Consider the following 14,674-nt stretch of genomic DNA (forward strand, 5'->3'; position numbering starts at 1 on the left):
CAAAATGTGAATCAGTTAACATTTACACTGTTTAAGGTGTTATCTCTGGCTCAGTGCTGCGATACTGCGAGCCAATTTGGGGCGAAGATCAACACTGCCGGAGCGTTATGGATAAGTCGTTAGAAAAATCATTAACTCAGTGGCTTAAAAGTCAGCAATCTGCCTGTGGCATTTACCTTAAATTATCTATTTTATGTGGCTGGCTTAATGGCGTGGCCATTATTGGTCAAGCCTATTGTATTGCGCGCATTTTGCAGCAAGTGATTATGCAAAATATGCCACTGCAAGCATCGAACATTGAAATTATCGGCTTAATTGGTTTATTGCTGGTACGCGCAGCATTAGCACAAGTGCGTGAGCGAGTGAGTTTTGAGGCGGGTAAGCGTTTGCGCAGTGATATTCGTCAAGCCGTATTGAATAAGTTGGTTGAGTTAGGGCCTGTGTTTATTAAGGGCAAACCTTCAGGCGCCTGGGCGAGTTTAGTATTTGAACAGGTTGAAGACTTACACGACTATTACACTAAATACGTGCCGCAAATGATGTTAGCCGGTTTTATTCCATTGCTTATTTTAGTGTGTGTATTTCCACTTAACTGGGCGGCAGGGATTATTTTATTAGCCACAGCCCCCTTAATCCCAATGTTTATGATTTTGGTGGGCATGGGCGCCGCCGATGCTAACCGCAAAAATGTTAAGGCGCTGTCTCGGTTAAGCGGCCACTTTATGGATCGTTTAAAAGGCTTACAGACGGTTAAGTTATTCCACCGTGGTGAAGCTGAGTTAGTTAATATCGAAACAGCATCAGAAGATTTTCGTAGTCGCACCATGTCTGTGCTACGACTCGCTTTTTTAAGTTCTGCGGTATTAGAGTTTTTTGCTGCAGTGTCTATTGCCGTGCTAGCGGTTTACTTTGGCTTTAGTTATTTAGACCATTTAGATTTTGGACATTACGGCGTAAGTATTAGCTTATTTACCGGCATGTTTGTACTTATTTTAGCGCCAGAGTTTTTCCAGCCGCTGCGCGATTTAGGCACCCATTACCATGCTAAAGCACAAGCTATTGGTGCTGCTGAAACCCTGGTCGAGTTGCTCAATGTTCAGGTTGAAGGTAAAAATGCTGACGGTAATGACCAGCTCAAAATGCCATTTACAGCCGATGCCATCAGTATTGAAGCTGTTAATCTTGAGGTGTTCAGCCTCGATGGTCAGCGTTTATTAGGGCCAATTTCATTTACGCTGCCTGCGGGCGAGCATTGGGCGATAGTTGGCCCAAGTGGCGCGGGGAAAACCAGTTTACTCAATGCTTTGTTAGGTTTTTTACCCTATAAGGGAAGCCTGAAAATCAATCAGCGATCGCTGTCGAGTATTCAATTGGCCGATTGGCGACGTCATTTAGCCTGGCTTGGCCAGGATCCGCAATTGTTTCATGGCACGGTGCGCGATAACGTCGCACTGGCTAATCCACAATTAACCGACTCGCAAATTATGGCATTACTTGAGCAGGCTAACATTAGCGACTTTGTCACTCAGCATGCCCAGGGGCTCGACCTGATGATCAGCGATCAAAGCGCCGGGGTTTCTGTTGGCCAGGCGCAGCGATTTGCTTTAGCACGGGCACTCGCGCAACCTGCCAAGCTGTTTTTACTCGATGAGCCAACTGCCAGTTTAGATGCTCAAAGCGAGCAGTTTGTGTTGGCGTCATTGCAAACCGCCATGCAAGGCGCGAGTGGGTTAACCGTTACCCATCGGTTAGATGATTTAAGCGCAATGGACAAGGTGTTGGTGATGGATAAAGGTCTTATTGTGCAGCAAGGTAAGGCAAGTGAGTTACTTGGCAGCGATGGCTTGTTAGCGCAAATGCTTAATCAGCAGCAGGAGGTGTATTAATGACTCACTCAACTGAGCAAACCTCACTGCAAACTGACGCGCCTCAAACTGCAGCACATGCGATATCAACGCGTAGCACATCATTACGAGTATTAGCGCCGTTTTTAGCCTTGTTTCGTCGCCAATGGCTAATGATGCTGACCGGCTTAATATTAACCTTTATCACCTTATTAACCGGCATTGGTTTGTTGTCATTATCGGGCTGGTTTTTATCGGCCACGGCAATAGCGGGGTTATCTGTTGCCACTGCACAAATGTTTAACTTTTTTACCCCAGCTGGCGGAGTACGGTTTTTCTCTATTGCCCGTACCGCTAGCCGCTATGGTGAACGTTTAGCCACCCACGAAGCCACATTTAAATTGTTAACTCAATTGCGTATTTGGGCGTGGCAAAAGCTTTTACCCCTCAGTGCTGCCAACCTGCAAGGTTTACGTAAAGGTGATTTGCTTAATCGTTTAGTGGCCGACATCGATACCTTAGATCATTTGTATTTACGCTTGCTCACGCCTTTAGTGGCGTCGCTACTGATGATTGCAGGGCTGTTTGTTTTTTTAGCCTGGTTTGATCTCAGCTTAGCCTTGAGTTTGTGCAGCATTTTATTGTTAGCCTGGTGCGTACTACCTGTGGTGTTTTATGTGCTTGGTAAAGCGCCTGGTCGGGCATTAATTGATGCGAAACAGCAATATCGAGTTATGTTATTAGATGTGATTCAGGGCCAAGCCGAATTAAGTCTATTTGCGGCTAACAGCCGTTATTTAGCCAAACTTGAGCAAGCGCAAGCGCGATTATTTAGCCAACAAACAGCCATGGCCAATATTACCGGCTTAAGCCAGGCCATGTTGATTTTGGTTAACGGCAGTGCCGTGGTTGTGATGTTGTATTTGGCCAGTCATGGCGTGGGCGATAAGGTACCGCCTGGGCCGTTAATGGCATTGATGGTGTTTGCCACCATGGCCAGCCTTGAGATGATGATGCCCATCGCAGGTGCATTTCAACATTTATCCAGTACCTTGCTTGCCGCACAGCGTGTCACAGACATCACTGAACAAGCCCCCGCTGTGAGCTTTAATGATCAAAGTTCGCTTCAAGTTAGCTCCGGTGCGTTGCAATTGCATCAGGTGCATTTTGCTTATCAGCCAAACTCACCGATTTTACAGGGCGTTAATTTAACCCTAAACGCGGGTGAAAAGGTGGCGATAGTTGGCCCTACAGGCTGTGGTAAATCGAGCTTGTTTGGGCTGATTACCCGAGAATGGTTGTCGCAGCAAGGCAATATTACCCTCGATGGGCACCCCATCGCCGATTACAGCGAAGCTGAACTGCGGGCAGCTATGACGGTGGTGAGCCAACGTATTTATTTATTTGCTGGCACATTGCGTGACAATTTAGCGCTGGCGCTGCCGTTTATTCAAGGCGAGCCGAAAAAAGCCCACGATGAGCGATTTGTCGAAGTATTACAGCAAGTTGGTTTAGCAACATTATTACAAGGCGACAAGCCTTTAGACACCTGGATAGGGGAAGGTGGTCGACAATTATCGGGTGGCGAACAGCGTCGAATCGGCGTGGCGAGAGCGTTATTGCGTGATGCCCCGCTATTGTTATTAGATGAACCAACAGAAGGGCTCGATAAACGTACCGAGCGCGAAATACTGTCATTGTTATTGAACTTTGCAGAAAATAAAACCCTATTAATGATTAGCCATCGCACCGCAGCCTTAGACAAAATGGATGCGGTTTATACCATCAAACAGGGCATATTGCAGCGTACAAATTTTGCGAGTTAACCCACTAAAGTCTGCGCTAATACTGAGATTTATGCTTATTTTCTTTATTAGCGAGTAAGCATAAATGCTTAGGTAACTAATATCCTTTCTGATACAAAAATTACATAAAGCGATTTCGCTCGTTGCGATAAATTGATCCGTCTCACAAATTTGCGATTAGGTTATGTTTCAAAATTACAGTCTGCGCTGGGAGTGTGATCTTTGTTCATATATTAGCAGTTGCAAACATATACCATAAGCTATCGAAATTTTTTATAGATGGTGAATGACATGGCTGGTGTTGCAAACCCAGTGATAACCATTAAGCGGGGGCTTGATATCCCGATTGCTGGTGAACCACTACAGCAAATAGATGGCGCGCCAAAAGCGACACAAGTGGCGTTGATTGGCGAAGAATATGTTGGCTTAAAACCAACCATGATGGTTGAAGTTGGCGATCGCGTAACAGCAGGCCAAACGCTATTTGAAGACAAAAAAACGCCTGGAGTGCAATTTACCGCACCTGCAAGTGGTGTAGTATCTGCGATTAATCGTGGCGAACGCCGTGTATTACAGTCGGTAGTGATTGATTGTGATGCTGAGCAAACAGCGACTAAGATTTTGCAACCACAGGTGCTTAGCGGTTTAAGTCTTGAAAGCGTTAAGCAAGGCTTAGTCGACAGTGGCTTATGGACTGCATTCAGAACTCGTCCGTTTTCGCGCGTACCGCAACTTGATGCGACTCCTGCTGGCATATTTGTCACCGCCATTGATACCAATCCGTTAGCGGCTGACCCTCGAGTAGTGATTGCAACTCAAACGGCAGCATTTGAGGCCGGGTTATATGTATTGAGCCTATTAACTTCTGGCACAGTGTACTTGTGTCAGGACGACGGTGAGTCACTGATAAAGCAAGCCAATGAGTATGACTTATCAGACATTAGCGTTCAGCGTTTTAATGGCGTACACCCTGCAGGTTTAGTCGGTACCCATATCCATTATCTTTTGCCAGTCAGTATTGAGCGTCAAGTGTGGCACCTGGGTTATCAAGACGTAATTGCCTTTGGCAAACTGTTTTTAACCGGTGAACTTTACACCGACCGCATTATTGCTATTGCTGGCCCAAATGTACTAACACCGCGTTTGGTACGTACTCAATTGGGCGCCAAACTCAGCGAATGGGTTAATAGTGAAATTGACCAGCGTCAGTCGCGCATCGTATCTGGGTCATTATTGTCAGGCCACACTGCGGCAGGGGTTTATGATTACCTTGGTCGTTTCCATAATCAGGTCAGTGTGCTAACTGAAAATGATCGCCAGGAAGTATTACCTTGGGTGCGTCATGACAACAATAAGTTTTCGCTCACCGGTATCATGATGTCTGGCTTTAGCCGCACCAAAAAACTATTCGATTTTACCACTCATGCAGGTGGCTCTCCTCGCGCCATGATGGCATTTGGCCAACTTGACCATGTTATGCCGCTGGATATTCTCCCTATCTTATTGGTGCGCGATTTAGTGGTCCGAGATACCGACGAAGCACAACTGCTTGGCGCATTAGAGCTAGATGAAGAAGATTTAGCTTTATGTACGTTTGTGTGCCCAGGAAAGTATGACTTTGGTAAAGAACTTCGTGCTTGCCTAGATATTATCGAGAGGGAAGGTTAATGAGTCAGCAACAGAAAAAGCCCAGCCAAGATAGCTATTACGCTCATGGCGACTCGATGCGTAGCTTCTTACGTTCATTATGGATAGCCAATGGCCGCAGCACTAAAGGCCATGTGCATATTCGTGATGCCATTGATGTTAAACGCACCATGCACATTGTGGGCATGTGTTTATTTCCGGCAATGTTATTTGGCATGTACAACTTGGGGCTACAAACTCAGGTCGCCATTATGGCTGGTGCTTCGCAACCAGAAGCATGGCAACTGGCCATTTATAACTTATTGTTTGGCCCGTTAACTGAAAGCTCTGGCTTAATCAGCTTGTTTGCCTATGGTGCCAGTTTTTACGTGCCATTTTACCTCACGGCATTGCTAGTGAGCCTGGTGTGGGAGGTGGTATTTGCCAAAGTTCGCCATCAAGAGTTACACGAAGGCTTCTTTGTTACTGCGTTGCTGTTCTCACTTATTCTACCCATTTCGACACCGTTATGGATTGTGGCCTTAGGCCTCAGTTTTGGTGTTGTGGTGGCAAAAGAGATGTTTGGCGGCATGGGGTATAACTTCTTAAACCCTGCACTGGCGGGTTATGCCTTTATTTATTTTGCTTACCCAACAGAGGTGGCCGCATTAAGCCAGTTTGTGGCGGTTGATGGTTATTCTGGCGCAACCACGCTAACGCTAACCGTGGCTAAAAAGCTCAGCTTTGTCGATGCCAGCTGGTTTAGCGTGTTTAGCGACAGCACTTGGTGGGATGCGTTTTTAGGGTTTACCCCAGGTTCCGTTGGCGAAACGAGTACCTTAGCGATTTTAATTGGTGGCGGTATTTTATTAATGACCCGTATTGCTGATTGGCGTGTGGTAGCGGGTGTGATGGTTGGGATGATATTAACCGTCTTATTGTTTAACTACTTTGGTTCAAGCAGAAATCCTATGTCAGCAATGCCGTGGACATGGCACTTAGTGACAGGAGGTTTTGCCTTGGGGATGATGTTTATGGCAACCGACCCGGTTACCGCCTCATATACCCGCAAGGCCAAATTTGCTTATGGTTTTACGATTGGTTTGATGACCATCGTTATCCGTTTACTCAATGCAAAAATGCCTGAAGGCATTATGTTAGCCATTTTGTTCACCAATTTATGGGCACCGTTATTCGACTACCTAGTCGCTCAAGCCAATATTAAACGGAGACTAAAACGTCATGGCCTTTAAAAAAGATACCGTTACCGGAACAATGATTTTTATCATCGTTTTAAGCTTGATTTGCTCGTTTATGATCACCGGTACTGCCGAGATTTTAAAAGAGCGTAAGTTGGCTAAAAAGCGTGATGAAGTGAAGCAGTTTGTATTGAAAGCCGCGGGTATTGATATTAGCCAAGGTGACTTTAGCGAGCTGTTTGCGCAGCGTGTTAAGCCTAAAATGGTTAATTTAGCCAGTGGGCAAGTCACTGAAAAAGACAATTTGCTCGACTATGACGAGCGTATGGCGGCGATTAATCCTGACACGTCAAGTAAGCCTAAAAAAGACATCGCCAAGATTAAAACCATGGCAAATGATATCCGTATTTTTGAGGTTTACGATAGCAATAACCAGCTCTCTAGTATTGTAATGCCTATTTACGGTAAAGGTTTATGGTCGATTATTTATGGCTATATGGCGATTAAACCAGACCTTAATACCATTGAAAATATCGTCATTTATGAACACGGTGAAACCCCGGGTATTGCCGATTTTGTTACTGACCCACAGTGGTTAGCGTTATGGCAGGGTAAAAAACTGTTTGATGAAAAAGGCAAAATGGCGATTAAAGTCATTAAAGGCGGCGCTAAAGAAGGTGACGTTCATGGTATCGATGGTGTCAGTGGTGCTACGCGAACCGGTGTTGGGATCCAACGTCTAGTCGAGTTTTGGTTTGGCGTTGAAGGATATCAAACCTATCTACACGCGATTGCTGCGGAGGGTAAGTAAATGAGTAATAACACGTCTACTCGCGAGATTTTAACATCGCCAATATTTGAAAATAACCCCGTTGCCATGCAGGTACTCGGTGTGTGTTCAGCATTGGCGGTGAGTAACTCAATGCAAACCGCATTAGTGATGACCTTAGCCGTGACCTTTGTACTGGTATTTTCAAACTTAATTATCTCCAGTATTCGCCACTTTATTCCTAACAGTGTGCGGATTATTGCGCAAATGACCGTGATTGCCTCATTGGTGATTATTGTCGATATGGTGCTGCAAGATGTGGCGTATGAACTGTCAAAACAGTTATCTGTGTTTGTCAGTTTGATCATTACTAACTGTATCATCATGGGCCGTGCTGAAGCCTTTGCCATGAAGCATCCGCCGCATTTAGCTGTGGTTGATGCATTAGGCAATGCCATGGGCTATGGCTTAATTTTACTGGGCGTTGCTTTTGTTCGTGAATTGTTAGGCCGTGGCAGTTTGTTTGGTCACGACATACTCACCACCATTGAAAACGGTGGCTGGTACCTTGCTAACGAAATGTTCACGTTACCGCCAAGTGCATTCTTTTTAATTGGCGTGATGATTTGGGCCATTAAAGTCGTTCAGCGTAAGCGCAGATAAGGAAGCATCATGGAACACTATATTAATTTATTTATCCAAGCTGCATTTATCGACAACATGGCCCTGTCTTTTTTCCTGGGTATGTGTACGTTTCTTGCCGTGTCTAAAAAGGTCTCTACCGCCTTTGGTTTAGGGATTGCCGTGATTGTTGTAATGGTGCTTGCTGTGCCATTAAATCAAATCATTTATGTGAATATTCTTGCGCCTGGTGCGTTAGCCTGGGCAGGTTTTCCTGAGTTAAATTTAAGCTACTTGCAGCTCATTACCTTTATTGGGGTTATTGCCGCATTAGTGCAAATTTTAGAAATGTTTTTAGACCGTTACATTCCTACTTTGTATCAGTCATTGGGGATATTTTTACCGCTACTAACCGTAAACTGCGCCATTTTTGCTGGGGTAATTTTTATGGCTAACCGTGACTATGACTTAACCGAATCGGTGGTGTTTGCATCGGGTTCAGCTGTGGGTTGGGCGATGGCGATTGTATTACTTGCAGGCTTACGTGAGCGAATGAAGTTTCATGCCATACCTGATGGTTTACAAGGTATCGGTATTACCTTTATCACTACAGGTTTGATGGCACTTGGGTTTATGTCTTTTGCTGGCATCACGTTATAACGCATTGATAAGAAGGGCTATGTAATGGAAATGGCAATAGGTATAGGCATGTTTACCGTTGTGGTATGCATCCTAGTAATGGTGATTTTACTCGCCAAGCGTAAGTTAGTCAGTACCGAAGATGTCACTATTAGCATTAACGGTGAAGCAGATAAAACGGTAAGAACGCCAGCGGGCGACAAGTTACTTGGCGCGTTAGCAGGGCAGCAAATTTTTATTCCGTCTGCATGTGGTGGCGGTGGTACTTGTGGTCAATGTCGCGTTACAGTAAAGTCTGGTGGCGGTGATATTTTAGCCACTGAGCTGGACCATATTACTAAAAAAGAAGCCAAAGAAGGTTGTCGATTGGCGTGTCAGGTTACCGTGCGCACTGACATGGAACTTGAAGTTGACGAAGAAATCTTTGGGGTTAAAAAGTGGCAATGTGAGGTTATTTCAAATGATAACCAGGCAACTTTCATTAAAGAATTGCTGTTAAAAATTCCAGATGGCGAAGAAGTGCTATTTAAAGCCGGTGGTTATATTCAAATTGAAGCCCCTGCGCATGAAGTGCGTTATGCCGATTTTGATATTCCTGAAGAATATCGTGGTGACTGGGTTAAGTACGGTTTATTCGACTTAGTGTCTAAGGTAGATGAAGACGTATTACGTGCTTACTCAATGGCAAATTACCCAGATGAAAAGGGCCGTATTATGCTTAACGTGCGTATTGCGACCCCGCCAAAAGAAGGGTTACCACCAGGCAAAATGTCATCGTACATCTTTAATTTAAAAGCCGGTGACAAGGTGACGATTTCAGGGCCATTTGGTGAGTTCTTTGTTAAAGAGACCGATGCTGAGATGGTGTTTGTTGGCGGTGGTGCCGGTATGGCGCCAATGCGTTCGCACATTTTTAATCAATTAAAAAGTGTTAAAACCAAGCGTAAAATGAGTTTCTGGTATGGAGCTCGTTCAACCCGTGAAGTGTTTTATCAACACGACTTTGATCAATTAGCTGCCGAAAATGATAACTTTGTCTGGCATGTCGCGCTGTCTGATCCTTTGCCAGAAGATAACTGGACGGGTTACACCGGCTTTATTCATAACGTGCTGTATGAGAACTACTTAAAACAGCATAAAGCGCCAGAAGATTGTGAGTTTTATATGTGTGGCCCTCCAATTATGAATGCATCAGTTATCGCCATGCTAGAAAGTTTAGGTGTTGAATCTGAAAACATCTTACTCGATGATTTTGGCGATTAGTGTCACTGTGTTCTAAGGTTTCGCCCATTTAGTGTAGCGGTGAGATAACAAAAATCCCCAAGCGCGTTTAGCGCTTGGGGATTTTTTATGTGCTAGATGGTGTTATTCGCATTAACCTAAACGTTCTGAAAAAGCCAAATAGCGCATCACTTCATCTTTATTAAAACTCAGCTCTTCACCATTTTGCTCACTCGATAACAGATTCTCTCGGGCATAGCGTTTAATCGTTGTAGGACTTTTATCAAGTATTTTGCAGACTTCATCTAAAGTTAAATAATCATTGTCACTCATATTCTTCTCCATCCTTATCGGTTGCTTGCTAGAGTCTTTTACATTGTTAATCTATTGGCTTCGTTTCGCTATTATTTCGTATTTCGTATTTCGTATTTCGAGCTTAGGCTATGTAAATATAGGCTTAATGCTGACTGTTATGCATCATCACATTGGTGATAATTTTGGTTGTTGGCGCGGTTTGGGGTTTAAGTGCGACTTGGTACATCGCCTGCGCAACGGCATTAGCATCAATAGGTTGGTATTTATGTAATGGCCCAATAAAAAGCCAGCTGAACAGGCTAAACACAGCTTGCCCTATCCCTTCTAAAAAACGCCCTTGAGCACGTTCGCCCAATAATAAGCTGGGTTGAAAAATATTAAGCACAGGCAATGCCATAGCCGTTAATCCTTGTTCGAGTTCACCTTTTACTCGATTATAAAACACTGTCGATTTAGCACTAGCACCTTGAGCGGTGACTACCATAAATTTAAGTGTGGGATTATTTTGTACCAGGCATAATTTGGCAAAGGCGAGTACGGCAAGTTTATCGACTTGAATAAAGGCTTCTTCGCTACCGGCTTCTTTTATGGTGGTGCCGAGGCAGCAAAATGCATGGTCGATTTTATCAGGTAAGCTGAGTTCACGTATTTCATCAATCTGGCAGGCAATAAATTGCACTTTTTCAGCGCCAAATTGATGCTCAACTAGTGCAGGTGTTGAACGTCCAATCACAATAACTTTGCTGTATTGTTCGCTTTCAATTAATTGACTCAGTAATGCATTACCTACTAAGCCTGTCGCACCCATTATCGCTGCAATCATATAATCCTTTATTATGCTAAAACGTTGAACTCATGCTATTGACTGTAATCTGTCGGCGATAGGGATTCAATAAGAATATTTGTATAGCATTTTTAGTGATGTTTGTTAGCTTATAGCATTATCTTAATCGGCTCATTTTAAGGACATGTTATGACAGCGCATTTGCCGCTTACCGATTTTATAGAATACCCGCAAGATGAAATGCTTAAACGTGCCCAAGATAACTACCAGCAGGTTAAGCGTCGTCACTCTATTCGGGCCTTTTCCGATCGCGCCGTACCGCAAGCCATTATTGAGCAATGTATTTTAGCAGCAGGCACAGCGCCTAATGGTGCTAATCATCAACCCTGGCACTTTGTGGCCATTAATAGCCCTGAGATAAAAGCACAAATTCGTCAACAAGCTGAAGCGTTAGAGCAGGCTTTTTATGCTGGCAGAGCTGGAGAAGAGTGGCTAGATGCGTTAAAACCATTAGGTACAGATGCGAACAAACCGTATTTAGAACATGCACCCTGGTTGATTGCGGTGTTTAGTCAAAAACGTAGCGAAGATGAAGGTGAGCAAAAGAGCAATTATTATGTACACGAGTCTGTGGGGATAGCGACCGGTTTTTTAATTCAGGCGCTTCATCATGCCGGGCTTGGTACATTAACTCATACCCCTAAACCCATGAGTTTTTTGAGTAAAGTATGCGGCCGAGACAATGATAATGAGCGGCCTTATATGTTAATTATTGCCGGTTATCCAGCCGACAATGCCACAGTTCCACAGCATGCAATGGATAAAAAATCACTGAATGAAATGTGTGACTTTTTGTAAATAGACCAAGGCATTCGCAGTCATGATTTCGGCCGAGGTATGATGGCTATCGTGGCAGTGTTTCAAGCTATAAAGTATTAAAGGGAGTTAATATGAAGTTAATAAGTGCAGTACTGGCGTTGACTTTGGGCGGCATGATGTCGATGTTAGCTGAGGCTGACATCCAAGAAACCCAATCGGCTCAGGGCGATCTCGTTGAGTTGTCGATTACACTTAATGAAGATTCAATTGGGTTAAGTTGTTTGCCAAGAACAGAGGCGGCCAGTGTCACCGCCGATTGGGTTGTTGAATGTAATAGTTTGGCTTATTCGTATCTGAGCGCTAAATCCGCGCAAGGAATGATGTTTATGCGCCAAATTAATAAAAAACCATTTGGTATGGCGGCTGATTTTATTGCGACCAATTTAATGCAAAATCCGGCTGGATTTAAAGCGGCACATATCTCGCAGGAATTTGAGTTTACGACTAAAAAGACTTAAAGCATTGTTAAAGATTAAATAAAAAAGCGCCACCATGGCGCTTTTTCATTATTTGTATAACGACGGTGAGCCTTTAACTGGCCGAGTTTTAAAGCGTCGGTGGAGCCACATATATTGGCTTCTGTTGCGATTAATTAATTGCTCAACAATTTGATTACCGCGAATGGCATCGTCGGTTTCGTTGTCACCAGGGAAGTTGTCGAGCGCCGGCATAATTTCGAGATTATAACCTGTGTCGTCGGCGTTACGTTCAACAAAAAAAGGCAATACATTGGCTTTACCGAGTCTAGCCAATGAGGTGGCACCGGTAATCGTTGCCGCGTCTGGTACGGCAAAAAACGGGATAAATACTGCGCTTGAGCGGCCAAAGTCTTGATCGGCGGTATACCAGATAACATCCGGTGCGCGTAAGCTGCGGATCATTTGGCGTACATCACGCTTTGGCACCAGGCCTTTGTTTGAGCGTAAACGACCTTTTACCTGCAAATACTCCATCACCGGATTGTTATGCGGACGATATACCCCAATGCCGGGGGCAAATTGGCCAAAGATGCGTGCGCCCATTTCAAGTGGTAAGCAATGCACCGCAAATAAAATCACCCCTTTACCACTGTTTAGACTGTCACGGACATGTTCAGTGCCTTTAATGGTCATGTGTTGTTGAATACGATCATTTGACCACCACCAGGCATTAATGGTGTCAAATAACGCTTTGCCGGTTTCTTCAAAGGTACGGTCGAGGAGTTGTTGCTTGTCTGTGTCGCTCATGTCTGGAAAACATAACTCAATATTGCGACGCGCTGTGTGCACACGACCTTTAGCCAATTTTTTAACTAGGCGGCCAATGGCGCTGCCCATTTTCATTTGCCAGCGCAAGGGCAGCAATAACGTGGTGCGCATTAATAATACGCCAAACCACATAGGCCAATGTTTAGGATGATATAAATCAGAAGAAAATTCGGCTTTTTCGACCACAGATAACTCGTCTTGTTTTCAAAAATTATTTGTCATTCTAACTCATTATTCTGCTGAAAATTAGGTACAATTGCGGTTAAATTTTTGCAACACAGTGAATACATAATGAAGGTTTCTCTCCCAGCGTTTGAAAACGCGCGTATTTTAGTGATTGGGGATGTAATGTTGGATCGCTATTGGGTGGGTCCAACTGGACGCATTTCTCCCGAAGCGCCTGTGCCTGTTGTTAAAATTAACCAAATTGAAGATAGACCCGGCGGCGCGGCCAACGTGGCCTTGAATATTGCTGCTCTGGGCGGGCATGTTCATTTAGCCGGCCTTGTGGGCCAAGATGACACTGCAGATGCGTTAACTCAGGGGGTTAAAGTGTTTGGGGTTGAGCCACAATGGTTAAGTGTTGCCGATAAGCCCACGATTACGAAATTGCGGGTTTTATCTCGTAACCAGCAATTAATCCGTTTAGATTTTGAAGAATCGTTCGATAAAGCCAGTAGCCAGGCGTTATTTGATCAAAGTGAAACGATTTTAGATAACGTTGATGTGTTAGTGCTGTCTGATTATGCCAAAGGCGCGATTAACGAGCCGAAAGACTTTATCGCCAAAGCCCGAGCAAAAGGCGTGACTGTATTGGTCGACCCTAAAGGCCATGACTTTGCACGCTATCATGGTGCATCACTTATCACTCCTAATATGAGTGAGTTTGAAGCCGTCGTGGGTACCGTAACGGGTGAAGATGATCTGATTGAAAAAGCGCAGGCGTTAATTAAGCAACATGACTTTAAAGCCATTTTAGTGACACGTTCTGAAAAGGGCATGACTTTAGTGTCTAAAGATCAGCCTGAACTGCATATCCCCACAGTTGCCCGTGAAGTGTATGATGTTACAGGCGCGGGTGATACGGTGATTTCAGCGTTAGCGACATCGATTGCTGCAGGAGCAACCTTAGCGCAAGCATGTGCGATAGCGAATACCGCTGCGGGTGTGGTTGTAGGTAAACTCGGCACCTCGACCGTGAGCCGCATTGAGCTTATTCAAGCGTTAGCCCTCAATCATGGTGAGTCTGGTTTTGGGGTAATGACAGAAGATCAATTGGCCTATGCAATGGAGCAGGCGCGATTACGTGGCGAACGTATTGTGATGACTAACGGTTGTTTTGATATTTTACATGCTGGTCATGTGAGCTATTTACAGCAGGCTAAAGCGTTAGGCGATCGCTTAATTGTGGCGGTTAATGATGATGATTCTGTAACGCGTTTAAAAGGCCCTGGTCGCCCGGTTAACCCTGTTGATCGCCGTATGGCGGTGCTGGCGGGTTTAGCATCTGTGGATTGGGTTGTGCCTTTTGCTGAAGATACACCGCAGCGTGTGATTGCCCGTTTGTTGCCTGATGCTCTCGTCAAAGGTGGAGATTATAAAGTAGAAGATATTGCTGGCGGCGCAGAAGTGATTGCCGCCGGAGGCAAGGTGGAAGTGCTTGGATTTGAAGAGGGTGTATCAACCACTGCTATCATCCAAAATATTATGTCGAAAAAATAGTTG

Annotated in this window: 14 protein-coding genes; 11 read left to right on the top strand and 3 right to left on the bottom strand. The window is 44.6% G+C overall.

The window, feature by feature from the left end; all coding sequences use genetic code 11:
- Window positions 1-107 precede the first annotated feature (107 nt).
- The 8 genes from cydD (at window position 108) to nqrF (ending at window position 9,766) form a co-directional block, all read left to right on the top strand.
- Entirely contained in the window at window positions 108-1,886 is a 1,779-nt protein-coding gene (gene cydD, locus GQA99_RS08445; RefSeq protein ID WP_160053454.1) for a heme ABC transporter permease/ATP-binding protein CydD, read from the top strand.
- Window positions 1,886-3,670, top strand: a complete 1,785-nt coding sequence (cydC, locus tag GQA99_RS08450) for a heme ABC transporter ATP-binding protein/permease CydC (protein WP_160053455.1) — start codon at window positions 1,886-1,888, stop codon at window positions 3,668-3,670. The genes cydD and cydC overlap by 1 nt, the downstream gene beginning before the upstream one ends.
- A 270-nt stretch (window positions 3,671-3,940) precedes the next feature.
- On the top strand, window positions 3,941-5,317 hold the full coding sequence (locus GQA99_RS08455; protein ID WP_160053456.1) for a Na(+)-translocating NADH-quinone reductase subunit A: 1,377 nt from the start codon (window positions 3,941-3,943) through the stop codon (window positions 5,315-5,317).
- Window positions 5,317-6,528 (top strand): NADH:ubiquinone reductase (Na(+)-transporting) subunit B, encoded by a 1,212-nt coding sequence (locus GQA99_RS08460; RefSeq protein WP_160053457.1) that lies wholly within the window; start codon window positions 5,317-5,319, stop codon window positions 6,526-6,528. The genes GQA99_RS08455 and GQA99_RS08460 overlap by 1 nt, the downstream gene beginning before the upstream one ends.
- Window positions 6,518-7,285, top strand: a complete 768-nt coding sequence (locus tag GQA99_RS08465) for a Na(+)-translocating NADH-quinone reductase subunit C (protein WP_160053458.1) — start codon at window positions 6,518-6,520, stop codon at window positions 7,283-7,285. Before GQA99_RS08460 ends, GQA99_RS08465 begins: the two co-directional genes overlap by 11 nt.
- A complete protein-coding gene (locus GQA99_RS08470) occupies window positions 7,286-7,906 on the top strand; it encodes an NADH:ubiquinone reductase (Na(+)-transporting) subunit D (protein WP_160053459.1) in 621 nt (206 codons plus the stop codon).
- Between the two features lie 9 nt (window positions 7,907-7,915).
- Window positions 7,916-8,524, top strand: a complete 609-nt coding sequence (nqrE, locus tag GQA99_RS08475; protein ID WP_160053460.1) for an NADH:ubiquinone reductase (Na(+)-transporting) subunit E — start codon at window positions 7,916-7,918, stop codon at window positions 8,522-8,524.
- Window positions 8,525-8,548: 24 nt separating this feature from the next.
- Complete coding sequence (nqrF, locus tag GQA99_RS08480; protein WP_160053461.1) at window positions 8,549-9,766, top strand: NADH:ubiquinone reductase (Na(+)-transporting) subunit F; 1,218 nt, start codon at window positions 8,549-8,551, stop codon at window positions 9,764-9,766.
- 111 nt (window positions 9,767-9,877) lie between these two features.
- On the opposite strand, the gene GQA99_RS08485 is transcribed toward nqrF, so the two are convergent.
- Together GQA99_RS08485 and GQA99_RS08490 are read right to left on the bottom strand one after the other, a co-directional pair.
- On the bottom strand, window positions 9,878-10,057 hold the full coding sequence (locus GQA99_RS08485) for a helix-turn-helix domain-containing protein (protein ID WP_160053462.1): 180 nt from the start codon (window positions 10,055-10,057) through the stop codon (window positions 9,878-9,880).
- Between the two features lie 124 nt (window positions 10,058-10,181).
- Window positions 10,182-10,862, bottom strand: coding sequence for a Rossmann-fold NAD(P)-binding domain-containing protein (locus GQA99_RS08490; RefSeq protein ID WP_160053463.1), 681 nt, complete (start codon window positions 10,860-10,862; stop codon window positions 10,182-10,184).
- 150 nt (window positions 10,863-11,012) lie between these two features.
- On the opposite strand from GQA99_RS08490, the gene GQA99_RS08495 reads away from it, so the two are divergent.
- A complete protein-coding gene (locus tag GQA99_RS08495) occupies window positions 11,013-11,681 on the top strand; it encodes a nitroreductase family protein (RefSeq protein WP_160053464.1) in 669 nt (222 codons plus the stop codon).
- 92 nt (window positions 11,682-11,773) lie between these two features.
- Complete coding sequence (locus tag GQA99_RS08500; protein ID WP_160053465.1) at window positions 11,774-12,160, top strand: hypothetical protein; 387 nt, start codon at window positions 11,774-11,776, stop codon at window positions 12,158-12,160.
- A gap of 48 nt (window positions 12,161-12,208) precedes the next feature.
- Here the strand turns inward: GQA99_RS08500 and GQA99_RS08505 are convergent, their stop codons facing one another.
- Window positions 12,209-13,135, bottom strand: a complete 927-nt coding sequence (locus GQA99_RS08505) for an LpxL/LpxP family Kdo(2)-lipid IV(A) lauroyl/palmitoleoyl acyltransferase (RefSeq protein ID WP_160053466.1) — start codon at window positions 13,133-13,135, stop codon at window positions 12,209-12,211.
- A 105-nt stretch (window positions 13,136-13,240) separates the two neighbouring features.
- Here GQA99_RS08505 and hldE point away from each other — a divergent pair, with 105 nt between their 5' ends.
- Window positions 13,241-14,671 (top strand): bifunctional D-glycero-beta-D-manno-heptose-7-phosphate kinase/D-glycero-beta-D-manno-heptose 1-phosphate adenylyltransferase HldE, encoded by a 1,431-nt coding sequence (hldE, locus tag GQA99_RS08510; RefSeq protein WP_160053467.1) that lies wholly within the window; start codon window positions 13,241-13,243, stop codon window positions 14,669-14,671.
- Window positions 14,672-14,674: the final 3 nt, after the last annotated feature.

Source organism: Shewanella litoralis (genome assembly GCF_009828585.1).
In the GTDB taxonomy this organism is placed as follows: domain Bacteria; phylum Pseudomonadota; class Gammaproteobacteria; order Enterobacterales; family Shewanellaceae; genus Shewanella; species Shewanella litoralis.

Excerpts from the sequence above, each read along its gene's own strand:
- cydD (WP_160053454.1), top strand. The coding sequence starts at position 108 with ATGGATAAGTCGTTAGAAAAATCATTAACTCAGTGGCTTAAAAGTCAG.
- cydC (WP_160053455.1), top strand. The coding sequence starts at position 1,886 with ATGACTCACTCAACTGAGCAAACCTCACTGCAAACTGACGCGCCTCAA.
- GQA99_RS08455 (WP_160053456.1), top strand. The coding sequence starts at position 3,941 with ATGGCTGGTGTTGCAAACCCAGTGATAACCATTAAGCGGGGGCTTGAT.
- GQA99_RS08460 (WP_160053457.1), top strand. The coding sequence starts at position 5,317 with ATGAGTCAGCAACAGAAAAAGCCCAGCCAAGATAGCTATTACGCTCAT.
- GQA99_RS08465 (WP_160053458.1), top strand. The coding sequence starts at position 6,518 with ATGGCCTTTAAAAAAGATACCGTTACCGGAACAATGATTTTTATCATC.
- GQA99_RS08470 (WP_160053459.1), top strand. The coding sequence starts at position 7,286 with ATGAGTAATAACACGTCTACTCGCGAGATTTTAACATCGCCAATATTT.
- nqrE (WP_160053460.1), top strand. The coding sequence starts at position 7,916 with ATGGAACACTATATTAATTTATTTATCCAAGCTGCATTTATCGACAAC.
- nqrF (WP_160053461.1), top strand. The coding sequence starts at position 8,549 with ATGGAAATGGCAATAGGTATAGGCATGTTTACCGTTGTGGTATGCATC.
- GQA99_RS08485 (WP_160053462.1), bottom strand. The coding sequence starts at position 10,057 with ATGAGTGACAATGATTATTTAACTTTAGATGAAGTCTGCAAAATACTT.
- GQA99_RS08490 (WP_160053463.1), bottom strand. The coding sequence starts at position 10,862 with ATGATTGCAGCGATAATGGGTGCGACAGGCTTAGTAGGTAATGCATTA.
- GQA99_RS08495 (WP_160053464.1), top strand. The coding sequence starts at position 11,013 with ATGACAGCGCATTTGCCGCTTACCGATTTTATAGAATACCCGCAAGAT.
- GQA99_RS08500 (WP_160053465.1), top strand. The coding sequence starts at position 11,774 with ATGAAGTTAATAAGTGCAGTACTGGCGTTGACTTTGGGCGGCATGATG.
- hldE (WP_160053467.1), top strand. The coding sequence starts at position 13,241 with ATGAAGGTTTCTCTCCCAGCGTTTGAAAACGCGCGTATTTTAGTGATT.